The sequence below is a fragment of the Pseudomonas lopnurensis genome, assembly GCF_015070855.1.
Lineage (GTDB): Bacteria > Pseudomonadota > Gammaproteobacteria > Pseudomonadales > Pseudomonadaceae > Stutzerimonas > Stutzerimonas lopnurensis.
Genome location: NZ_JADDIX010000100.1, coordinates 1 through 22,357 on the forward strand (window position 1 = coordinate 1; position 22,357 = coordinate 22,357).

The 22,357-nt window shown below is 67.3% G+C and carries 17 protein-coding genes and 1 pseudogene; 10 read left to right on the forward strand and 8 right to left on the reverse strand.

What is annotated here, in order from left to right:
* Window positions 1-111: 111 nt before the first annotated feature.
* The 5 genes from IN820_RS21960 to IN820_RS21980 form a co-directional block, all read right to left on the reverse strand.
* Window positions 112-630, reverse strand: coding sequence for an Hcp family type VI secretion system effector (locus IN820_RS21960; protein ID WP_193679041.1), 519 nt, complete (start codon window positions 628-630; stop codon window positions 112-114).
* 273 nt (window positions 631-903) lie between these two features.
* On the reverse strand, window positions 904-2,364 hold the full coding sequence (gene selO / locus IN820_RS21965) for a protein adenylyltransferase SelO (RefSeq protein ID WP_193683013.1): 1,461 nt from the start codon (window positions 2,362-2,364) through the stop codon (window positions 904-906).
* A gap of 113 nt (window positions 2,365-2,477) precedes the next feature.
* Window positions 2,478-5,756, reverse strand: a complete 3,279-nt coding sequence (gene mscK, locus IN820_RS21970; protein ID WP_193683014.1) for a mechanosensitive channel MscK — start codon at window positions 5,754-5,756, stop codon at window positions 2,478-2,480.
* Between the two features lie 94 nt (window positions 5,757-5,850).
* Complete coding sequence (locus tag IN820_RS21975; protein WP_193683015.1) at window positions 5,851-7,608, reverse strand: potassium/proton antiporter; 1,758 nt, start codon at window positions 7,606-7,608, stop codon at window positions 5,851-5,853.
* 210 nt (window positions 7,609-7,818) lie between these two features.
* Entirely contained in the window at window positions 7,819-9,621 is a 1,803-nt protein-coding gene (locus tag IN820_RS21980) for an acyl-CoA dehydrogenase (protein ID WP_193683016.1), read from the reverse strand.
* A 138-nt stretch (window positions 9,622-9,759) separates the two neighbouring features.
* Here IN820_RS21980 and fni point away from each other — a divergent pair, with 138 nt between their 5' ends.
* Window positions 9,760-10,800, forward strand: coding sequence for a type 2 isopentenyl-diphosphate Delta-isomerase (gene fni, locus IN820_RS21985; protein WP_193683017.1), 1,041 nt, complete (start codon window positions 9,760-9,762; stop codon window positions 10,798-10,800).
* Between the two features lies 1 nt (window position 10,801).
* Here the strand turns inward: fni and IN820_RS21990 are convergent, their stop codons facing one another.
* The gene (locus IN820_RS21990; RefSeq protein ID WP_193683018.1) at window positions 10,802-11,845 is read right to left on the reverse strand and encodes an NAD(P)H-dependent flavin oxidoreductase; all 1,044 of its coding nucleotides are present in this window, start codon (window positions 11,843-11,845) and stop codon (window positions 10,802-10,804) included.
* Between the two features lie 136 nt (window positions 11,846-11,981).
* On the opposite strand from IN820_RS21990, the gene IN820_RS21995 reads away from it, so the two are divergent.
* Window positions 11,982-12,821 carry a 23S rRNA (adenine(2030)-N(6))-methyltransferase RlmJ gene (locus IN820_RS21995; protein ID WP_193683019.1) on the forward strand — a complete coding sequence of 280 codons (840 nt, stop codon included), beginning with the start codon at window positions 11,982-11,984 and terminating at the stop codon, window positions 12,819-12,821.
* 275 nt (window positions 12,822-13,096) lie between these two features.
* Here the strand turns inward: IN820_RS21995 and IN820_RS22000 are convergent, their stop codons facing one another.
* On the reverse strand, window positions 13,097-14,071 hold the full coding sequence (locus IN820_RS22000; RefSeq protein WP_193683020.1) for a serine/threonine protein kinase: 975 nt from the start codon (window positions 14,069-14,071) through the stop codon (window positions 13,097-13,099).
* Between the two features lie 241 nt (window positions 14,072-14,312).
* A complete protein-coding gene (locus IN820_RS22005; protein ID WP_193683021.1) occupies window positions 14,313-15,017 on the reverse strand; it encodes a ComF family protein in 705 nt (234 codons plus the stop codon).
* A gap of 87 nt (window positions 15,018-15,104) precedes the next feature.
* On the opposite strand from IN820_RS22005, the gene bioB reads away from it, so the two are divergent.
* The 8 genes and pseudogenes from bioB to IN820_RS22045 all read left to right on the forward strand — a co-directional run.
* Window positions 15,105-16,160, forward strand: coding sequence for a biotin synthase BioB (bioB, locus tag IN820_RS22010; RefSeq protein WP_193683022.1), 1,056 nt, complete (start codon window positions 15,105-15,107; stop codon window positions 16,158-16,160).
* A gap of 77 nt (window positions 16,161-16,237) precedes the next feature.
* Window positions 16,238-17,416 (forward strand): 8-amino-7-oxononanoate synthase, encoded by a 1,179-nt coding sequence (bioF, locus tag IN820_RS22015; protein ID WP_193683023.1) that lies wholly within the window; start codon window positions 16,238-16,240, stop codon window positions 17,414-17,416.
* Window positions 17,409-18,134: an alpha/beta fold hydrolase gene (locus IN820_RS22020; protein ID WP_193683024.1), complete on the forward strand. Its 726-nt coding sequence runs from the start codon at window positions 17,409-17,411 to the stop codon at window positions 18,132-18,134. Before bioF ends, IN820_RS22020 begins: the two co-directional genes overlap by 8 nt.
* Window positions 18,127-18,942, forward strand: a complete 816-nt coding sequence (bioC, locus tag IN820_RS22025) for a malonyl-ACP O-methyltransferase BioC (RefSeq protein WP_193683025.1) — start codon at window positions 18,127-18,129, stop codon at window positions 18,940-18,942. Before IN820_RS22020 ends, bioC begins: the two co-directional genes overlap by 8 nt.
* A gap of 1 nt (window position 18,943) precedes the next feature.
* On the forward strand, window positions 18,944-19,639 hold the full coding sequence (gene bioD / locus IN820_RS22030; RefSeq protein WP_193683026.1) for a dethiobiotin synthase: 696 nt from the start codon (window positions 18,944-18,946) through the stop codon (window positions 19,637-19,639).
* A 79-nt stretch (window positions 19,640-19,718) separates the two neighbouring features.
* Window positions 19,719-19,967 (forward strand): hypothetical protein, encoded by a 249-nt coding sequence (locus tag IN820_RS22035; RefSeq protein WP_193683027.1) that lies wholly within the window; start codon window positions 19,719-19,721, stop codon window positions 19,965-19,967.
* Window positions 19,968-20,287: 320 nt separating this feature from the next.
* Window positions 20,288-22,093: a phenylacyl-CoA dehydrogenase gene (locus tag IN820_RS22040; RefSeq protein ID WP_193683028.1), complete on the forward strand. Its 1,806-nt coding sequence runs from the start codon at window positions 20,288-20,290 to the stop codon at window positions 22,091-22,093.
* A 58-nt stretch (window positions 22,094-22,151) separates the two neighbouring features.
* Window positions 22,152-22,328: pseudogene (locus IN820_RS22045) on the forward strand (diguanylate cyclase domain-containing protein); the annotation flags it as partial.
* Window positions 22,329-22,357 lie beyond the last annotated feature (29 nt).

Here is a 22,357-nt window from a genome sequence, read left to right on the forward strand (position 1 = left end):
GCTCTGTGATGCGCTGGGTCCGCATTGCGCAACGGCAGGTTGGTTTTCTGTCTACTGCTTCGCAAAAAGCCTTCGGCCAGGCAACGCCCGGCCGAAGTGGACCGCGGCGGATCAGCCGACGATCGGGGTGCGCCAGTCGTCGGAACCGGAGGTGCCGGAGACCTCGTGGGTCCAGATGATCTTGCGGTAGGTGAAGTGCACGTCTTCCAGGTGGGTGAAGTGGGACATGTTCGGGTCCTGGCAATTGGGCATGCGCGACTGCACGTCGACGATCACCGCATCTTCCAGCTCGACGGTGAAGTAGTGCTCCTGGGTGCCGGTGGACGAGGTGCGGTACCACTCCAGGCGGCATTTGTTCAGGCGCTCGCCGGAGGTCAGGGCGTTGAAGATCAGCGGCGAGGACTTGTCGAAGACCTTGGTGATCATCAGCGGCTTGTGCACGCGCTGGCCGGTCGGCTGGCCGGATTGCGGGTCACGCGGGATGATGACCTGGTGCTGGAAGGCCTGTACCAGGATCTGGTCTTCGTGGCCTTCCTGGAAGATGTTACCCACAGAGTCCTCGGTGAAGGTGCCGGCGGTGATCAGGCCTTGCTTGGTGCCTTCGAGGGACAGGTACGCGGGTGTTGGCATGGGTGCTCTCCTTGTCTGGAATGAATGCCGAATGGCGAGCTTCTCAGTACAAGCGCCGTGCCAGAAACAGAAAATACTTATTAATCAATAGATTGTGTAAGTACCCAGAACCTGCCGAAAGTCGTTTGTGATCCGGCGCACAGAAAGTTGTGCAACTTCTTGCGCACCCCTGTGCAAGAAGTTGCGCAGGTGCTCCGAGAGCCCGAACTGTCTGGCTTGCAGCTATCTATCAACAGGTTTATCCACATCAGGGGTGTGCAAGATGTTGCGCAGTCAGGACGAACAACTGATCTCCAGGTGCTTGCCCCACTCCGGTGGGCGTTCGGCGTAGCGCTGCATACCGGGCTGTTCGTCGAAGGGGCGCGAAAGTACCGCGTGCAGTTCGCGCACCGGGCCATAGTCGCCCTGTTCCGCCGCCTCGATGGCCTGCTGGGCCAGGTAGTTGCGCAGAATGAATTTCGGGTTCACCGCCTGCATGCGTACCTGGCGCTCGGCCGGGTTGCCGCCTTCGCGGGTGGTTCGCGCCCGGTAATCCTCGGCCCAGGCGTCGAACCCCTTGATATCGACGAAATCCTCGCGCAGGCGCGGCAGGGCCTGGTCGGGCGTCCGTTCGCTGAGTTCACGGAAGAAGTTGGTGTAATCCACCGCGCTGTCCTGCATCAACTGCAGCAGGCGCTGCACCAGGGGCTCGTCGCCATCCTCGGCCTGGCTGAAGCCCAGGCGCCGGCGCATCAGGTCCAGCCACTCGGCCTGGTACAGCGGCAGGAACAGCGCCATGGTTTCGCGCAGCACCTTCACGTCGACGAAGGGCGTCAGCGCCTGCGCCAGCGCGGCGAGGTTCCAGTGGGCGATGGGCACCTGGTTCTCGAAGGAATAGCGACCGCTGTCGTCGGAGTGGTTGCAGATGAAGCGCGCGTCGAAATCGTCGAGGAAGGCGTAGGGGCCGAAGTCGAAGGTGATGCCGAGGATCGACATGTTGTCGGTGTTCATCACCCCGTGGCAGAAGCCGTAGGCCTGCCAGCGTGCGATCAGCGCGGCGGTGCGCTCGAGCACCTGGCGGAACAGCGCGTGGTAGGGCTCGGGATGTTCCAGCAGCTCGGGGAAATGCGCCTCGGCGACGTGGTCGAGCAACTGCTTCAGCTCGGCGTGCTGGCGGGTGTAGTAGAAGAATTCGAAGTGACCGAAGCGCACGTGGCTGGGCGCCAGGCGCAGCAGCATGGCGCCGCGCTCCTGGCGCTCGCGGTACACCGGGGTGTCCGAGCCGACCACGCACAAGGCGCGCGAACTGGGAATGCCCAGCGCGTGCAGGTGTTCGCTGGCGAGGAACTCGCGGATCGACGAGCGCAGCACGGCGCGGCCGTCGCCCATGCGCGAATAGGGCGTCTTGCCGGCGCCCTTGAGGTGCAGGTCCCAGTGCTCGCCGGCGTCGTTGATCACCTCGCCGAGGAGCAGGCCGCGGCCATCGCCCAGTTGCGGGTTGTAGCTGCCGAACTGGTGGCCGGAATAGACCATCGCCCGCGGCTCGGCGGTGGACCAGGTCTTGTGTCCGCAGAACAGTTCGGCGAACAGCGCCTGCTCGGCCTCGGCCGGGTCCAGGTCGAGCAGCGCCATCGCCGCCTCGCTGGCCACCACCAGGCGCGGCGCGCTCAGCGGCTGCGGCGACACCGCGGTGGAAAAGGTGTCGCCGAGGCGGGCGAAGCGATTGTCGAAGGTCAGCTGGGTGAGGGTTTTCACGACGGCTCCGGTGCGGTTCGCGGGCAGGATGGCCCGACACGGGCCGGGCATCTGTTCAGGGCATTGGAGGCCGCGGCGGGGCCGCGTGTTCCTCGGAACCCGTTCACGGGGTCTCAGGGACGATCATCGGCGTCCGGCGTGGCGTTCAGCTGTAGCTGCTGGCCGTTGCGGTTCTTCAGGTGCACGTCGAGCTGACGGAAGGCGACGACGATGCCGGCCTCGCGGAATTCACGGTCCAGACGCCGATTGATCTCGTCGATCACCGGGTTGCGATCGCCCAGGTCGCGCACGTGCAGGCGCAGTTCGTGTTCCAGTCGGCTCTCGCCGAAGCTGAGGAAGAATACCTGGGGCTCCGGTTCCTTGAGCACCCGCGGGTTCTCCCGGGCCGCCTTGAACAGCAGCTCCCGGACGCTTTCCAGGTCGGAACCGAACTCGACGCCGATGCGGATGGTCACCCGCGTCACGGTGTCGCTCAGCGACCAGTTGAGCAACTGGTCGGTCACGAACGTCTTGTTCGGGACGATGATTTCCTTGTGGTCGAAGTCGGTGATGGTGGTGGCGCGGATGCGAATCCGGCTGACCGTGCCGGACAGGTTGCCGATGGTGACGACGTCGCCGATGCGCACGGGTTTCTCGAACAGGATGATCAGGCCGGAGACGAAGTTGGCGAAGATTTCCTGCAGGCCGAAGCCGAGGCCCACCGACAGCGCCGCGACCAGCCACTGCAGCTTGTCCCAGCTGACGCCGAGGGTCGACAGGGTGGAGACGATGCCGGTGCCGACCAGGGTATAGGAGAGCAGGGTGCCGGTGGCGTAGGCGCTGCCCGGTGCCAGGCGCAGGCGCGAAAGCACCGCGACCTCCAGCAGGCCGGGCAGGTTGCGGGCCAGCACCAGGGTGATGCCGATGATCGCCAGCGCGCCGATCAGGTCGTTCAGGCTGATGGTCGAGGTGGTCAGGGCGTCGCCGCTGCCGCTGGTGAATTCGTAGAGGGCCACGTTATCCAGATACGAGACGACCGAGATCAGGTCCGACCACACCCAGTACAGCGCGACCAGGAACAGGGCGAAGGTGGCCAGCCGGGTCAGGCGCAGCGATTGCTGGTTCACCTGCTCGATATCCAGGCCCGGCTCCTCGATGCTTTCCGCCATGTCGGCGTTGCCGGCCTCCTCGGCGGCCTGACGCTTGGCCACCGCTCGCTGGTAGGCGAGGCGCCGCGCGGCGATGGTCAATGAGCGCACCAGGGTGGCTTCCAGGGCGACCCAGATCATCAGCAGGTAGAGGGTGTCGATCAGCCGATCGGTGAGCTTCAGCGCGGTGTAGTAGTAGCCCATGCCGACCACCACGATCAGCGCCAGCGGCAGCATGCTGAACAGCATGCCCAGCAGCAGGCGGCTCGGTGGCGCGTTGTCGCTGGACGGTCCCTTGAGCAGGATGCGCGTCATGCGCCAGCTCATCAGCGCGTAGCAGGCCAGGACGACGACGAGCCCCAGCACGTCGTCCGCCAGGTTGGCCGGACGCTGCTCGGCGATGCTGACCACCACCACCAGCGCGAGCACGATCAGCCCGAGGCGGCGGATCTCGTTGCGCAGGAAGGTCACCTGCGGATGGGCCCAGCGGAAATGCAGTTCCGCCACCCGTCCCGGAGAGAGCATGCGGTAGGCGGTGTAGAACACCAGCCAGCCCTGGGCCATCTGGTAGAAGGCGGTGCCCAGGCCGAAGTTCTGGCCGCGGGCGTCCATCTGCAACAGGTAGCCGCACAATGCCAGTGCCAGCGCGCCGGGCAGCGCCAGCAACAGGTTCAGCAACAGCGCCAGCGGTGTGTGCAGCTGGCTATCGTTACGGAAATGGCCGATGTCCTTGCTCAGCGCGTCCAGCTTGGCGTTGATCGCCGGGCGCCGCCACAGCAGCACGGCGATCACCAGCAGCAGCGGCAGGAAGAACAGCGGCCGCTCGCCGAGGCCGGCGCCCAGACCCTGCAGTGCCGAGGCCCAGGGCAGGGTGCTGAGCTGCCGTTCCAGCAGCAGCGGGGCGGTCTTGAACCAGCCGAGGTCGAGCGGCTTGTTGCTGGGAATCCAGAACATCTGCTCGTCGAGGGTTTCGCTGAGGGCGCGGGCATTGTCCTGCAACTGCTTCTGGTTGAGCTGCAGGGTGATGGCTTCGTTGAGCAGGGCGTTGAGGTCGCGGTTGAGCCGGTCGAGCAGTTCGCTGCGGGTGGAGGCCAGTTCCAGCAGGGCCCTGCGCAGTTGCGGCGTGGCTTCTTCGCTGGGCTGGCTGAGCAACAGGCGGTCGACATAGGCCTCGGGCGTGCCGTACTGGTCACGGCGCTGGTTGAGCTCGAACTGGTACAGGCGGATGTCGGCGATCTCGTCGGCCAGGTTCTTGTCCAGTTGCAGTTGCGGCAGCGCCTGCTGCTGCTGGTAGAGGATGCGCGACAGCAGCAGGCTGCCTTCCAGTACGGCAATCTGTTCTTCCAGCGCCTGGCCGGTCTGGTTGAGGGTGTCGAGCTGCTGGCGGGTCTGCAGGTTCTGCTGGTTGAGCATGTTCAGGCGCTCGGTCAGCCGCAGCAGGTAATCGGAAAGCTTGAGATTTTCGGCGCTTTCGGCGGCCAGCAGGGTATCGGAACCGGCCTGCTGGGCGCGTGCCGAGAGCTCGGCGACGGTCTGCTCGGAGGCCGCGCGGCGCTTCTCGTTGATCAGCGCCTGCAGCGCCTGGGTTTCCTGTTCGGCACGGGTGATACGCTCGGCCAGCAGGTCGCGGCGGCTCTTGCCGAGATCCTGCAGCAGGCTGTTGCCGGCCAGTTCCTGGCGACGCAGCTCGATTTGCGCAGTGAGCAGCGTGATTTCGGCGCTGAGCAGGGCGCGGCGCTCGTCGCTGATCGGCTTGCCCGCTTCGCGCCCGCTCTTGAGCAGGCCGTTGATTTCCTGGATGCGGCCCTGGTTGTTGCTGATCTGTGCCTGGGCCCGCTCGGGGCGGGTTTGTGCGGCGATGATCATGCTGTTGGCGGACGTGTACTGCTTCTGCCACTCGCCCAGTTCCTCCAGGCGGGCCGCCAGGCGCTGTTCCAGAGCCGTCACGCTCTGCGCGGCGTAGCGGCTGGCCGGATCCTCGGCCGGGCGAGCCTTGAGGCGGGTGAGGTCGCGCTGGGCTTCGCCGATTTCCCTGGGCGCGTCCGCCAGTTGCTTCTTCAGCGCGGCGAGTTGCTGCTGGGCGGTTTCGGTCTGCTCCAGCAGTTTCTGCGTCTGTTCGATCTGGCTCGGCTGGGCTGGCTTGGCCTCGCCCTCGGCGGAACCGGCGGCGTTGCCGACGAGGCTGTCCAGCGGCTGCGCCTGCGCTAGCGCAGGGGCGAGAAGGAAGAGAAGGCTATAGAGCAGGAGGGTGCGTAGAGCAGGCATGAAACGATCGGTACGCGAAGGCAGACGGAATGCGGAGTCTACGGTTTGGCACCGATCCGTGCGAGCCCGTAGATCGGGCTACACGCGGCCAGGGTCAAAACATCAATTGCGGGCCGGGCTTCTCGCCCTCGGGGAATTTCAGGCCGACCTTGCGCACCTCGCTGCCCTCCATCTGCGCGACGGTCCAGGTCAGCCCGTTCCATTCGAACTGGTCGCCCACCACCGGCCGTCCGCCGACGTGCTGGGCGACGAACGGGCCGAGTGGCTGGTTGCCGTCGATGCCGTCCAGCTTGAGCCCGTAGAGCGCGGCGATCGCGCCCAGCTCGGCATCGGCTTCGAGAATGAAGTCACCGAAGAAACGCAGGTCCTGGCCACGCTTGGGCGCCTGGCTGAACAGCTTGCCGAGTGCCGGCAGGTCCTCGTCGTGGCCGATGACGCAGAGGATGTCGTTGGCCTGCAGGCGCGTGCTGCCGGAGGGATGCAGCAGCTCGTGGCCGCGGAACAGGGCGGCGATCCGGGTGCCGGGTGGCATCTTCAGCTCGCGCAGTGCGGCACCGATGCACCATTTGCCGGCCCCCAGGCGGTAGATGAACAGCTCCCACTGGCTGGTGGCGTGAATCTGCAGGCCGGCGCGGGAAATCGGCGAGGGCGAGGGCGGTACTTCCACCTTGGCCTTCTTCGCCGCCCAGTTCAGGGTCGTGCCCTGCAGCAGCAGCGATACCAGTACGATGAAAAACGCCACGTTGAAGAACAGCTGGGCATGCTCCAGCCCGGCTACCAGCGGGAACACCGCGAGGATCACCGGTACCGCGCCACGCAGGCCGATCCAGGAAATGAACAGGCGTTCGCGCAGGTGGAAGCCGCGGAACGGCAGCAGGCCGATGAATACCGAGAGCGGGCGGGCGAAGAAGATCATCCACAGCGACAGCGCCAGCGCCGGTACGGCGATGGGCCAGAGGTCGCTGGGCGTCAGCAGCAGGCCGAGCACGAGAAACATGCCGATCTGGCTGAGCCAGGCCAGGCCGTCGAACATGTGCAGGATGCCGTGGCGGTTGCGGATCGGCTGGTTGCCCAGCACCAGCCCGCAGACATAGACCGAAAGGATGCCGCTGCCGCCGATGGCCCCGGCGATACCGTAGATCATGATGCCGCCGGCGACCGCCAGCAGCGGATACAGGCCGTCGGCGACGGACAGGCGGTTGATCAGCTTGAGCAGCAGCCAGCCGCCGACCACGCCGAGCAGGATGCCGATGCCGAACTGCTGCACCAGGCTGAGGAGAAACGCCCAGCCGCTGAACTCGCTCTGCCCCGAGGCGATCATGCCGATCAGGGTGACGGTGAGGAACATGGCCATCGGGTCGTTGCTGCCCGATTCGATTTCCAGGGTCGCGCCGACCCGCTCGTTCAGGCCCTTGCCGTTGAGCAGGTTGAATACCACCGCCGCGTCGGTGGAGCCGACGATGGCGCCGATCAGCAACCCTTCGAGCAGGCGCAGGTCGAACAGCCAGGTGGCCGCCAGGCCGGTCAGGCCTGCGGTGATGGCCACGCCCAGCGTGGCCAGCGACATCGACGGCCAGAGCGCCACGCGGAAGGTCGCGGCGCGGGTGCGCATGCCGCCATCGAGCAGGATAACCGCCAGCGCCAGGTTGCTGATGACGAAGGCGAGCGAGTAATCCTCGAAGACGATGCCGCCGATGCCGCCGATGCCGTCGACGCCGGCGAGCATGCCGACGGCGAGGAAGATGACCAGGATCGGTACGCCGAGCCTGGCCGAAAGTGAACTCATCAGGATGCTCGCCGCAACCAACAAGGCACCGATCAAGAACAGGTGGTTGATGTTGCCGACGTCCAAATTGAATCTCCGTTAGGAAGCTGCTCGCGTGCTCATGCACGGGATATGCCAGCGATTCTAACCCGATGATTTGACGGGCTGTCAAAAAATGGCCGGGAGCCATTTTTGACGTCGCACAGCGACGGCCCGAAGGGCGAACGCCAGGGGATGGCAGGTCGCAAAAAAACTGCCCCGCAGTAGCGGGGCATATGAGCGGTGACGGGGACGGCTCTAGAACCAGGCGTCCTGCATGTTCAGGCAGGTATCGTCGCGACTTTCCAGCAGCGCCAGCTCATGCGCGCAGCCAGGCACTTCCCAGGTCAGGAAGTAGCGCGCGGCCTGCAGCTTGCCGTGGTAGAAACCGGCGTCGGCGGGGTTGCCCTCGGCCAGCCCGCGTTCGGCCCGCAGCGCCTGCTCCAGCCAGCGCCAGCCGATCACCGCATGGCCGAACACTTTTAGATACAAAGCCGAATTGGCCAGCGCCTGGTCGACCTTGCCGGCGGCGAGGTCGCCGAGCAGCGCCTGGGTCACGTCGGTGAGGCGGGCGATGTGCCGTTCCAGCGGCTGGCGCAGGGCGTTCAGCGCGTCGTGTTCGGCGGCGCGCCGGCAGCTGGCCTGGATCAGCCCGAGCAGCTGGCGCAGGCCGGCGCCCTGGTTCTGCATCAGCTTGCGGCCGAGCAGGTCCAGCGCCTGGATGCCGTGGGTGCCTTCATGGATCGGATTCAGGCGGTTGTCGCGGTAATACTGCTCCACCGGGTATTCGCGGGTGTAGCCGTGGCCGCCGAGAATCTGGATCGCCAGTTCGTTGGCCTTGAGGCAGAACTCCGAGGGCCAGGACTTGACGATCGGCGTGAGCAGGTCGAGCAGTTCGCCGGCGTTGCGGCGTTCCTCCTCGCTTTCGGCGCTGTGCTGGTCGTCCACCAGGCGCGCCGCGTAGAGGCCGAGATCGAAGGCGCCTTCGACATAGGCCTTCTGCGTCAGCAGCATGCGCCTGACGTCGGTGTGCTCGATGATCGGCACCTGGGGCGAGGCCGGGTCCTTGCCATCCGGCAGGCGGCCCTGGGGGCGCTCGCGGGCGTAGTTCAGCGCGTACAGGTAACCGGCATAGCCGAGCATGATCGCGCCCATGCCGACGCCGATGCGCGCCTCGTTCATCATCTGGAACATGTACGCCAGGCCCCTGTGCGGCTCGCCCACCAGGTAGCCGACGCACTGGCCGTGGTCGCCGAAATTCAGCGCGGTGGAGGTGGTGCCGCGCCAGCCCATCTTGTGGAACAGACCGGCCAGCAGCACGTCGTTGCGCTCGCCCAGGCTGCCGTCGTCCTCGACCAGGAACTTCGGCACGATGAACAGGCTGATGCCCTTCACCCCGGGCGGTGCGTCCGGCAACTTGGCCAGGACCATGTGCACGATATTCTCCGACAGCGAATGGTCGCCGCCGGAGATGAAGATCTTGTTGCCGCGGATGCGGTAGCTGCCGTCGCCGGCCGGTTCGGCGCGGGTGCGGATGTCCGACAGCGACGAGCCGGCGTGTGGCTCGGTGAGGGCCATGGTGCCGAAGAAGCGCCCCTCGAGCATCGGTTGCAGGAAACGGTGCTTCTGCTCGTCGCTGCCGAAGGTCTCGATCAGGTGCGAGGCGCCCATGCTCAGCATCGGGTAGGAACTGGTGGCGATGTTGGCCGACTGGAAATGCGCGAAGCAGGCCCGCGACAGCAGGTTGGGCAGCTGCATGCCGCCGTCCTCGAAGCTGCGCGGGGCGTTGTGGAAACCGGCGGCGATGAAGGCGTCCACCGCCGCCTTGACCTCGGGGATCAGCACCGCCTCGCCGTTGCGGTAGACCGGCTCGTGCTCGTCGGACGTGCGGTTGTGCGGGGCGAAGTACTTCTCGGCGATGCTGCGCGCGGTGCCCAGGGCGGCGTCGAAGGTTTCGCGGCTGTGATCGGCGAAGCGCGCGCGGCGGGTCAGGGCCTCGGCGTCCAGCACTTCATAGAGTTCGAACGCCAGATTGCGCGGGCAGAGCAGGGTCTCGGTCATGGTCAGCCTCCGTTTTTATGCGCTGGAGTCTAAGGAGCCCGCGCCGCCGCTGCCTAGCTCCATACATTCGGGTGATAGTGCATAAAACCGCGCGTCTTCTGGCATCCTGCCGGGCATGCGCAGTAGAGGGGTACGAGCATGGCCGAGAGCGAGCTGACCACACGCAAGAACGACCACCTGGACATCGTCCTCGATCCGGCGCGCGGTAGGCGCTCGTTGGCGAGCGGCTTCGATGCGTGGCGCTTCGAGCACTGCGCCCTGCCGGAACTGGACCTGGATGCGGTGGACCTTTCGGCGCGGCTGTTCGGCCGGCCCTTGGCCGCGCCGCTGCTGATCAGCTCGATGACCGGCGGCGCCCGGCGCGCGGCGGCGATCAACCGGCACCTGGCCGAAGCCGCGCAGGAGTTGCGCATCGCCCTGGCGGTGGGCTCGCAGCGCGTGGCGCTGGAGTCCGGCGCGGCCAACCACGGCCTGACCGGTGAACTGCGCCGGCTGGCGCCGGACGTGCCGCTGCTGGCCAACCTCGGCGCGGCGCAGCTGGTGCGCGGCTACGGCCTCGACGAGGCGCGGCGCGCGGTGGAAATGATCGAGGCCGATGCACTGATCATCCATCTCAACCCCTTGCAGGAAGCCGTGCAGCCGGGCGGTGACCGCGACTGGCGCGGCGTGCTGCACGCCATCGAACGGCTGGCGCGCACGCTGGAAGTGCCGCTGGTGGCCAAGGAAGTCGGCGCCGGGCTCTCAGCCGGCGTGGCGCGGCGGCTGCTGGAGGCCGGCGTCGGCGTGCTCGACGTGGCTGGCGCCGGCGGCACCAGCTGGGCGGCAGTGGAAGCGGCACGGGCGGTCAATGCGCAGCAGCGCGCGGTGGCCGAGGCGTTCGCCGGCTGGGGCATTCCCACGGCCGAGGCGATCCAGGCGGTGCGCCGGGCCTGTCCGCAGGCCACGCTGATCGGCTCCGGCGGCGTTCGCGACGGCATCGATGCGGCCAAGGCGATCGCCCTCGGTGCCAACCTGGTCGGCCAGGCCGCTGCCGTGCTGGAAAGCGCGCTGGATTCCAGCGAGGCGGTGATCGAGCACTTCCGTGTGCTGACCGAACAGTTGCGCATCGTCTGCTTCTGCACCGGCTCGGCCGATCTCGCGGCGCTGGCCCGGGCGCCGCTGGCGCGCTCGGCGGGCTGAATCAGTCGCGCCAGCCAGTGGCCAGTTCGCGCGTCAGTTCGGCCGCGGGGATTTCCCGGCAGCCGCTGGCGTTCTGCCCGGCCCACAGCGGCGTGCAGTGATCCAGCCCGCGGCTTTCCGCTTTCGCCCGTAGCGCGCCGATGGCGTTGCCGGCCAGCGGAAAGGCCGGGACGCCGTCGGGCAGCGGGCCGAGCTCGCGCATCAGCCGGTTGACGATGCCGCGTGCCGGGCGGCCGCTGAACAGGGTGGTCAGTGCGGTATGCGCGGCCTGCGGGCTTCCCAGGGCGGCGCGGTGGAGCGGGTTGGTGCGGCTTTCCGGGCACAGCAGGTAGGCGGTGCCGAGCTGCACGCCAGCGGCGCCCAGCGCCTGCGCCGCCGCCACGCCCCGGGCATCGGCGATGCCGCCGGCGGCGATCACCGGCACGTCGAGCGCGGCGACCAGCTGCGGCAGCAGCGCGAAGGTGCCGAGCTGGGTGGTCAGGTCCTCGCCGAGGAAGATGCCGCGGTGGCCCCCGGCTTCGAGCCCCTGGGCGATCACCGCGTCGACGCCGTGCTGCTGCAGCCAGAGCCCCTCCTCGACTGTGGTCGCACTGGAAAGAATCTTCGCTCCGGTTGCCCGCGCCCGCCGCAGCAGCTGCGGTTCCGGCAGGCCGAAATGGAAGCTGATCACCGCTGGTCGATGCCGCTCCAGCACTTCGGCCATCGCCGCGTCGAACGGCTGGCGGGTCGCGCCGCCGGGAATGCTGGCCGGATCGACCTCGAATTCGGCGAAGAACGGCGCCAGCAGCCGGTGCCAGGCGTCGATGCGTGCCGGGTCGGCGGCAGGCGTCCGGTGGCAGAAGAAATTGACGTTGTAGGACCTCTCGGTCAGCGCCTCGAGGGCGCTCAGCTCGGTCTCCAGCGCTTCGGCGTCGAGCATCCCGGCGGGGATCGAGCCCAGCCCGCCGGCCTCGCAGGCCGCCGCCGCCAGCGCATGGTTCTGCGCACCCGCCATGGGCGCCTGGATGATGGGCAGTTCGATGCCGAGCAGGTCGCGCAGGTCCATGGGGCAGCTCCGTTCAGTCGTCGGGAAAGCGCCACTGTAGCCGCAGTGGCCTGCGCGGGAAAACGACGTTGGTCATGATGGCTCTGCAGCGACGGGGCGGCATGGGTAAACTGCGCGGCTCTCGAGGAGCGATCACATGAACTACCGCCACGCCTTCCATGCCGGCAACCATGCCGACGTGCTCAAACACCTGGTCCTGAGCCGGATCTTCGCCCTGCTGTCGCGCAAGGAGGCGCCGTTCGCCTACCTCGACAGCCATGCCGGCGTCGGCCTCTACGACCTGGCGGGCGACCAGGCCAGCCGCACCGGCGAGTGGCTGCAGGGTATCGGGCGCATCTGGCAGGCCGAGCCGCGGCCGGCGCGACTCGACGATTACCTCGGCGTGATCCGGGCGCTCAATCCGGATGGCGCCCTGCGCTACTACCCCGGCTCGCCGGAGCTGGCACGGCGGTTGACGCGCGAACAGGATCGCCTGCAACTCAACGAGAAGCACCCCGAGGATGGCGCCCTGCTCAAGGACAACATGGCCGGCGACCGCCGCGTCGCGGTGCACCTGGGCGAGGGCTGGCACGTGCCGCGGGCACTGATGCCGACACGGGAGAAGCGTGTGGTGCTGCTGATCGACCCGCCCTTCGAGCAGGCCGACGAGCTGAGCCGCTGCGTCACCGCCCTCAAGGAGGCGCTGGGGCGCATGCGTCAGACCATCGGGGTGATCTGGTACCCGATCAAGGACGAGCGCCAACTCAAGCGCTTCTACCAGGACCTCGCCCGCTGCGGCGCGCCCAAGCTGCTGCGTGCCGAACTGTTCGTCCATCCGGCCGACGATGCCGGCCGTCTGAGCGGCTCCGGGCTGGCCATCGCCAACCCGCCCTGGGGGCTGGAAGAGGAACTGCGCGAACTGCTGCCCTGGCTGGCCGAGCAACTCGCGCAGAGCCATGGCAACTGGCGCCTGGACTGGCTGATCGAAGAGGCCTGATCGAGGGCGAAGCTTCTGCAGATCCCCCTGGTGGGCTGAATCCCACCCTACGAAGCGTGTAGGGTGGATGTTGCTTTTTACGCCCACCGCGTCCGCTCGGTGGATCGGTGGATCGGTGGATCGGTGGATCGATGAAGCGTGATCCACCCTACGCCGGCCGGCCAACGTAGGATGGATGTCGCTTTTTACATCCACCGTGACTCCGCTCGGTGGATCGGTGAGGCGTGATCCACCCTACGCCGGCGCTCGCAGAGGCCTGTGCAGCCAATCGCATTTCAGAACAGCTTCAACGGCTCTTCCTGCAACGCCGCGGTCTGCTCGCGCAGGATCAGGATCTGATCGCCCCAGTAGCGCTCGCTGCCGAACCAGGGGAAGCTCATGGGGAACGCGGGGTCGTCCCAGCGGCGTGCCAGCCAGGCGCTGAAGTGCAATAGCCGCAGTGCACGCAGCGCCTCGATCAACGGCAGTTCGCGCGGTGCGAAGTCGTGGAATTCCTGGTAGCCATCCACCAGCTCGGCCAGCTGTCCGAGACGTTCATGGCGTTCGCCGGCCAGCATCATCCACAGATCCTGCACCGCCGGCCCCATGCGGCAATCGTCGAGATCGACCAGGTAGAAGGCTTCGTCGCGGGCGAGGATATTGCCCGGATGGCAATCGCCATGCAGGCGAATGGGGCTGAAACGCGTGCTGGCGAAGACATCCTCGACCCGTTTCAGCAGGTCGCGGGCGACCGACTCGTAGGCCGGCAGCAGGCTTCTGGGCACGAAACCGCCGTCCAGTACGGTATTCAGCGAGTCGTGGCCGAAGTTCTGCACGGCCAGGGTTTCCCGATGCACGAATGGCCGCGCTGCACCCACCGCATGCATGCGCCCGAGCAACTGGCCGAGGCGATAGAGCTGGTCGAGATTGCCCGGCTCGGGCGCACGGCCGCCACGGCGGGGAAAGAGGGCGAAGCGAAAGCCCGCGTGCTCGAACAGCGTCGTGCCGTTGCGCTGCAGCGGCGCCACCACCGGCACCTCACGCTCGACCAGTTCGAGACTGAACTGATGCTCCTCGAGGATCGCATCGTCGCTCCAGCGGCCGGGACGATAGAACTTGGCGATCAGCGGTGCTTCGTCTTCGATGCCCACCTGATAGACGCGGTTCTCGTAGCTATTGAGCGCCAGCACGCGGGCATCGCTGAGGTAACCGATGCTTTCCACGGCGTCGAGGACCAGGTCCGGCGTGAGGGTATCGAAAGGATGAGACATGACCGGCTCCGCAGGATAGGCCATTCAGTGTATTGCACCGGGGCGTTTTAACAACCGCGTCGGCCTTTGCGCGCAACATCGTAGGGCGGGTGCAACCCGTCGATATGGAGCTGGCGTCTGGCGCGCTCGGCGGGTTACACACCTTGTTCCGCAATCACCGCGAGGCGCGCCCACAGGGCCGGTATGCACTCGCTGCTTTTGTGGCCCGACCCGGAGCGATGCTCCTGGGCTTCTGGCCAGCTCAGTCACCCGGCTTGGGCGTACGCGCCACGCAGTACACATCCACCCGCACCGCGCCGGCCCGCTTGAGCAGGCGCGCCAGCGCTTCGACGGTGGCGCCGGTGGTCAGCACGTCGTCGACCAGGGCCAGGTGACGGCCCTTCACCAGGGCTGCGGGCGAAACGCCGAAGGCCTGGCGCAGGTTGCGGCGGCGCGTGGCGGCGTCCAGTTGCTGCTGCGGCGGCGTATCCACCAGGCGCTGCAGCATGCGTGCGTCGACCGGGATGGCGAGGGCACGGCCAAGCCAGTCGGCGAGCATCTGCGCCTGGTTGAAACCCCGCTGGCGCAGCCGCCGCCGGGCCAGCGGCACCGGCAGCAGGGCGTCCGGCCGCGGCAGGCCGTCGACGAAGGCATGCTCCAGATGATGCGCCAGGCGCTCGCCGAGCAGCCGGCCGAAGGGCCAGCGCGCCTGATGCTTGAAACGGGTGATCAGCGCATCCACGGGAAAGGCGAAGCGCCAGGGCACTTCGACATGATCGTAGGCCGGTGGGCGTTTCAGGCATTCGCCGCAGATCAGGCCACGTGTCGGCAGTGGCACGGCGCAGATCGAACAGCGGCCATCGAGCCAGGGCAGTTCGGCCTCGCAGGCGCCGCATAACGGATGGCCCTCGCAGGGCTCGTCGCAAAGCAGGCAGTGCTGTTCAATAATTGACCAGTTGTTCACCATGATTCCGTTCCTGGTTGACAGCGCTTCGGGCTTGGCTAACCATTTCGCATCCGTGCCCAGCTGCCTATTAAATTACAAGGAACGCCCATGAGCGCCACCTCCGCTTCCGTTACCCGCCACGACTGGTCGCTTGCCGAGGTCAAGGCGCTCTTCGAGCAACCTTTCAACGATCTGCTGTTCCAGGCGCAGACCGTGCATCGTCAGCACTTCGACGCCAACCGCGTGCAGGTCTCCACCCTGCTGTCGATCAAGACCGGCGCCTGCCCGGAAGACTGCAAGTACTGCCCGCAGTCCGGCCACTACAACACCGGCCTGGATAAAGAGAAGCTGATGGAAGTGCAGAAGGTGCTGGAGGCGGCAGCCGAGGCCAAGGCCATCGGCTCGACGCGCTTCTGCATGGGCGCGGCCTGGAAGCACCCGTCCGCCAAGGACATGCCCTACGTGCTGAAGATGGTCGAGGGCGTGAAGGCGCTGGGCCTGGAGACCTGCATGACCCTCGGCAGGCTCGACCAGGAGCAGACCCAGGCCCTGGCTGCCGCGGGGCTGGACTACTACAACCACAACCTCGATACCTCGCCGGAGTTCTACGGCAACATCATCACCACCCGCACCTACGCCGAGCGCCTGCAGACGCTGAGCTACGTGCGCGACGCGGGCATGAAGATCTGCTCCGGCGGCATCCTCGGCATGGGCGAGTCGCTGGACGACCGCGCCGGCCTCTTGATCCAGCTGGCCAACCTGCCCGAGCATCCGGAGTCGGTGCCGATCAACATGCTGGTCAAGGTCAAGGGCACGCCGCTGGCCGAGGAACAGGATGTCGATCCGTTCGATTTCATCCGCATGCTCGCGGTGGCGCGGATCATGATGCCCAAGTCCCACGTGCGCCTGTCCGCCGGTCGCGAGCAGATGAACGAGCAGATGCAGGCGCTGGCCTTCTTCGCCGGCGCCAATTCGATCTTCTACGGCGAGAAGCTGCTGACCACCGCCAACCCGCAGGCGGACAAGGACATGCAACTGTTCAAGCGCCTGGGCATCAAGCCGGAAGAGCGCGAAGAGCATTCCGACGAAGTGCACCAGGCCGCCATCGAGCAGGCCCTGGTCGAGCAGCGCGATTCCAAGCTGTTCTATAACGCAGCCGTCTGAAAGCAGCGGCAAGCCGCAAGCCGCAAGCTCGTTGTGGCAGCGCTTGTAGCTTGCCGCTTGTAGCTTGGAGCTATTGAGTGTCCTTCGATCTCGCTTCCCGTCTCGCCGCTCGCCGCGCCGCGCACCTCTACCGCCAACGCCCGCTGCTGCAGACGCCGCAAGGGCCGGATGTGGTGGTCGATGGCGATCGCCTGCTGGCATTCAGCTCCAACGACTACCTGGGCCTGGCCAACCACCCCGAGGTCATCGCCGCCATGCAGCAGGGCGCCGCGAAGTGGGGCGTCGGCGGTGGCGCCTCGCACCTGGTGATCGGCCACAGCATGCCGCACCACGAGCTGGAAGAGGCGCTCGCCGAGTTCACCGGCCGCCCGCGCGCGCTGCTGTTCTCCACCGGCTACATGGCCAACCTGGCGGCGGTCACCGCGCTGGTCGGGCAGGGCGATACGGTGCTGGAGGATCGCCTCAACCACGCCTCGCTGCTGGATGCCGGGCTACTCTGCGGCGCGCGCTTCTCGCGCTACCTGCACAACGATGCCGAGAGCCTGGCCAAGCGCCTGGACAAGGCCGCCGGCAATACCCTGGTGGTGACCGATGGCGTGTTCAGCATGGACGGCGATCTGGCCGAACTGCCGGCGCTGTGCGCCGAAGCGAAGCGGCGCGACGCCTGGGTGATGGTCGACGATGCCCATGGCTTCGGCCCGCTGGGCGCCACGGGCGGCGGCATCGTCGAACACTTCGGCCTCGGCATCGACGACGTGCCGGTGCTGGTCGGCACCCTGGGCAAGGCCTTCGGCACGGCGGGCGCCTTCGTCGCCGGCAGCGAGGCGCTGATCGAGACGCTGATCCAGTTCGCCCGTCCGTACATCTACACCACCAGCCAGCCGCCGGCAGTCGCCTGTGCCACACTCAAGAGCCTGGCGCTGCTGCGCAGCGAAGGCTGGCGTCGCGAGCATCTGAATCGTCTGGTGGCGCGTTTTCGCGACGGCGCGGCGCGGATTGGCCTGACGCTGATGGACAGCCCGACGCCGATCCAGCCGGTGCTGGTCGGCAGCAGCGAGCGGGCGCTACGGCTGTCGGCGCTGCTGCGCGAGCGCGGCATCCTGGTCGGCGCCATCCGCCCGCCGACCGTCCCGGCCGGCAGCGCACGGCTGCGGATCACCTTCACCGCGGCCCACACCGATGCGCAGCTCGAGCGTCTGCTGGAGGCGTTGGCCGACTGTTGGGCACGCCTGCCCGAGGAGCGCGACGATGCGTGATCGCTTGATTCTGCTACCGGGCTGGGCGTTCGGCCCGGCCGCACTCGAGCCGCTGGCCGAGGTGCTGCGCGAGCGCGAACCGCGCCTGCAGGTCGATATCGCGCCCTTGCCGGTGCTGGAGCAGCCCGAGGCCTGGCTCGACGAACTGGACACCCGCCTGCCGGCCGGCAGCTGGCTGGCCGGCTGGTCGCTGGGCGGCATGCTGGCGACGCAACTGGCCGCCAGGCGCGGTGACGATTGCCCTGGTCTGATCAGCCTCTGCAGCAACCCCTGTTTCCGCAGCCGCGCCGACTGGCCCACGGCGATGCCCGCGGAGGTCTTCGATGCCTTCGAGGAAGCCTTCCGCCTGGGGCCGGACGATACCCTCAAGCGCTTCGGCCTGCTCTGCAGCCGCAGTGCCTACGATCCGCGCACGCTGGCCAGGCAGCTACAGGTCAGCCTGCTCGATCAGCCGCGGGCGGTATTCGCCGCCGGCCTCAGGCTGCTCGCCGAGCTGGACGGTCGCCCGGCGCTGCAGCGCTATGTCGGGCCGCAGCTGCACCTGTTCGCCGGCGGCGATGCGCTGGTCCCTCAGGCCGCCGCCGAGGCGCTGCTCGCCTGGCTGCCCGACGTGGAAGTCGATGTGCTGGCCAACGCCAGCCACGGCCTGCCGCTGGAACGTGCCGAAGACGTGGCGACGGCAATGCTGGCGTTCATGGGCGAGGGCGAGGATGACTGAGGCGGCATTGAGCAAGCGACAGAAGGGCGTCCTGCCCGACAAGGGGCAGGTGGCGGCCTCCTTTTCCCGCGCCGCAGCCAGCTACGACAGCGTCGCGGCGTTGCAGCGGCATGTCGGCAGTGCGCTGCTGGGGCGCTTGCCGCGTGACCTGCAGCCCTCTCGCTGGCTCGACCTGGGCAGCGGCACCGGCTATTTCTCCCGCGCCCTGGCGGCTGCGTTTCCGCAGGCCGATGGCGTGGCGCTGGATATCGCCGAGGGCATGCTGCGGCATGCGCGGCCCGCTGGCGGCGCCCGGCAGTTCGTCGTCGGCGACGCCGAACAGCTGCCGCTGCGCGACGGTTGCGCCGAGCTGATCTTTTCCAGCCTGGCGCTGCAGTGGTGCGAGGATTTCGCCGGCGTGTTGGGCGAGGTGCGGCGGGTGTTGCAGCCAGGCGGCACGTTCGCCTTCAGCAGCCTGTGCAGCGGTACGCTGCAGGAGCTGCGCGATAGCTGGCAGGCGGTGGATGGCTTCGCCCACGTCAATCGCTTCCGCCCGCTGGCGACCTACCAGGCGCTGTGCCGCAACAGCGGCCTGCAACTGGTCGGCCTGGCGGTGCGGCCCGAAGTGCTGCATTTCCCCGACCTGCGCCAGCTCACCCACGAACTCAAGGCGCTCGGCGCGCACAACCTCAATCCCGGGCGTCCCGGCGGGCTGACCGGGCGCGCGCGCATTCGCGCGCTGGTCGAGGCCTACGAGGGTTTGCGCCAGCCCGAGGGGCTGCCGGCCACCTATCAGGTGGTCTACGGGATTCTGCGCAAGGAACCATGAGATGAGCCGCGTCTTCTTCATCGCCGGCACCGATACCGATGTCGGCAAGACCACCATCGCCGCCGGTCTGCTGCATGCGGCGCGTCATGCCGGGCTCAGTACCGCGGCGGTGAAGCCGGTCGCCTCCGGTTGCGAGTCGACGCCGCAGGGCCTGCGCAACGGCGACGCCCTGGCTTTGCTGGCCGAGTGCAGCCTGCCGCTGGATTATGCGACGGTCAATCCGTTCGCCTTCGCCCCGGCGATTGCGCCGCACATCGCGGCGCGCGAGGCCGGGGTGGCGCTGACGGCCGAGGCGCTGGCCGCCGCCGTGCAGCCGGTGCTGGCCCGGCAGGCCGACTTCACCCTCGTCGAAGGGGCCGGCGGCTGGCGGGTGCCGCTGAGCGGACGGGAAAGCCTGTCCGCATTGCCGGTACGCCTGGGCTTGCCGGTGATTCTGGTCGTCGGGGTGCGGCTGGGCTGCATCAGCCACGCTCTGCTCAGCGCCGAAGCGATCGCCCGCGATGGCCTGGCCCTGGCCGGCTGGGTGGCCAATATCGTCGACCCGGCCACCTCACGGCTGGAAGAGAACCTGGCCACGCTCGACGAACTGCTGCCGGCACCCTGTCTCGGTCGGGTGCCGCGGCTGGCCCAGGCGTCCGCGCAGCAGGTGGCCGTCCATCTGCGGCTCGCTCCGCTCGCGCTGTCCGGCGCACGCTGACCGCGCCGCGGCCAGGCGCCGCTTGCGGCGGGTGGCGTCATTTGCTTGAATGCTGGCAACCTGATTGCGGGGAACGACCATGGAAATCACCAACAGTCTTCTCAGCGCCGGCCTGAGCGCCTACCAGAGCGGCCAGCAGCGCGTCGAACAGGCCGGATCGGCGATCGCCGCCGGCAGCCTGCCGAGCGCCGACAACTCCCAGGCGCTGGCCGAGATCACCGAACAACTGATCCAGATGAAGATCGGCGAGCACAGCGCCAACCTGGGCGCCCGCATGATCCAGAGCGCCGACGAAGTGCTCGGCACTCTTATCGACACCCAGGCCTGATTCCCTCGGGCCCGTTCTGGCCCCGCTCGCCTTCCCCGGCGCGCCTGCCGTTCGGCGCCCGGCCTTCTTCCTTCGCCCATACCTCGACCCACTCGACTCGGCCATACCTCGGCAGGCCTGCGCCTGGCTGGACGATGGCCGATTTGGCCTATACCTGCTGCCATTCCCCCCGCTTGACAGGGCCGGGGGCGAAACGTATGTTTCAAACGTCTGTTTGATCCGGGGCTCTACTGGTGCCCGGTCGCGTCAACCGAATCAACCAAAGGTTGACGACCCCAACCGCAAGTTGTCTCAAAGAATCCACCGCTGAGGTTTATCCAATGCCCGACTACAAGGCCCCCTTGCGCGATATCCGCTTCGTACGTGACGAGCTGCTCGGCTTCGAGGCGCACTATCAGAGCCTGCCGGGATGCGAAGACGCCACTCCGGACATGGTCGACGCCATCCTCGAGGAAGGCGCCAAGTTCTGTGAGCAGGTGCTCGCTCCGCTGAACCGTGTCGGCGACACCGAGGGCTGCACCTGGAGCGAGTCCGGGGTGAAGACCCCGACCGGCTTCAAGGAAGCCTATCAGCAGTTCGTCGAGGGCGGCTGGCCGAGCCTGGCGCATGACGTCGAGCAAGGTGGCCAGGGCCTGCCGGAATCCCTCGGCATGGCCATGAGCGAGATGATCGGCGAGGCCAACTGGTCCTGGGGCATGTACCCGGGCCTGTCCCATGGCGCGATGAACACCCTGCACGCGCACGGCACGCCCGAGCAGCAGCAGGCTTATCTGACCAAGCTGGTGTCCGGTCAGTGGACCGGCACCATGTGCCTGACCGAGCCGCACTGCGGCACCGACCTGGGCATGCTGCGCACCAAGGCCGAGCCGCAGGCCGATGGCAGCTACAAGGTCACCGGCACCAAGATCTTCATTTCCGCCGGCGAACACGACATGGCCGAGAACATCGTGCATATCGTGCTGGCCCGCCTGCCCGACGCGCCTGCCGGCACCAAGGGCATCTCGCTGTTCATCGTGCCGAAGTTCCTGCCCTCGGCCTCCGGCGAGGTGGGCGAGCGCAACGGCGTGTCCTGCGGTTCCATCGAGCACAAGATGGGCATCCATGGCAACGCCACCTGCGTGATGAATTTCGACGGCGCCACGGGCTTTCTGATCGGGCCGCCGAACAAGGGCCTGAACTGCATGTTCACCTTCATGAACACCGCTCGCCTGGGCACCGCGCTGCAGGGCCTGGCCCATGCCGAGGTGGCTTTCCAGGGCGGCATCAAGTACGCCCGCGAGCGTCTGCAGATGCGTTCGCTGAGCGGTCCGAAGGCGCCGGAGAAGGCCGCCGATCCGATCATCGTGCATCCGGACGTGCGCCGCATGCTGCTGACCATGAAGGCCTTCGCCGAAGGCAACCGCGCCATGCTCTACTTCGCCGCCAAGCAGGTGGACGTCATGCAGCGTAGTGCGGACGAGGCGCAGCGCAAGGCGGCCGATGCCATGCTGGCGTTCCTCACCCCGATCGCGAAGGCGTTCATGACCGAGGTCGGTTTCGAAGCGGCCAACCATGGCGTGCAGGTGTACGGCGGCCACGGCTTCATCGCCGAATGGGGCATGGAGCAGAACGTGCGCGACAGCCGCATCTCCTGCCTGTACGAGGGCACCACCGGCATCCAGGCCCTCGATCTGCTGGGGCGCAAGGTACTGATGACCCAGGGCGAAGCGCTCAAGGGCTTCACCAAGATCGTGCACAAGTTCTGCCAGGCCAACGAAGGCAACGAAGCCGTCAAGGAGTTCGTCGAGCCGCTGGCCAGGCTGAACAGGGAATGGGGCGAACTGACCATGAAGGTCGGCATGGCCGCGATGAAGAACCGCGAGGAAGTCGGCGCAGCGTCGGTGGACTACCTGATGTACTCCGGCTACGCCTGCCTGGCCTACTTCTGGGCCGACATGGCGCGCGTCGCCGCCGAGAAGCTGGCGGCCGGCACCGAGGAAGAGGGCTTCTACAAGGCCAAGCTGCAGACCGCACGCTTCTACTTCGCGCGCATCCTGCCGCGTACCCGCACCCACGTGGAGAGCATGCTGTCCGGCGCCGACAACCTGATGGACATGGCCGAGGAAGATTTCGCCCTCGGCTACTGACGCGCTGACGCGCTGACGCAAAGCCCCTGCCTGTGCAGCGGCTTTCTGCGTTCTGGGCGCAGTGACGATCAGCATCGGCGTTGCCGAGCGCCAGGGCGAGCTGCGCATCCCGGAAGAGCTCATCAAGGCCGCCGACCAGGCGCTGTACGGTGCGAAGAAGGCCGGACGCAACTGCATGCGGGCGTACGGCAGCAATGGCCGCGGCGCCGTGCGTACGGTCGAGCGCGCGGTATGACGCCGACACTGTGTTTGTGACTAATAAAA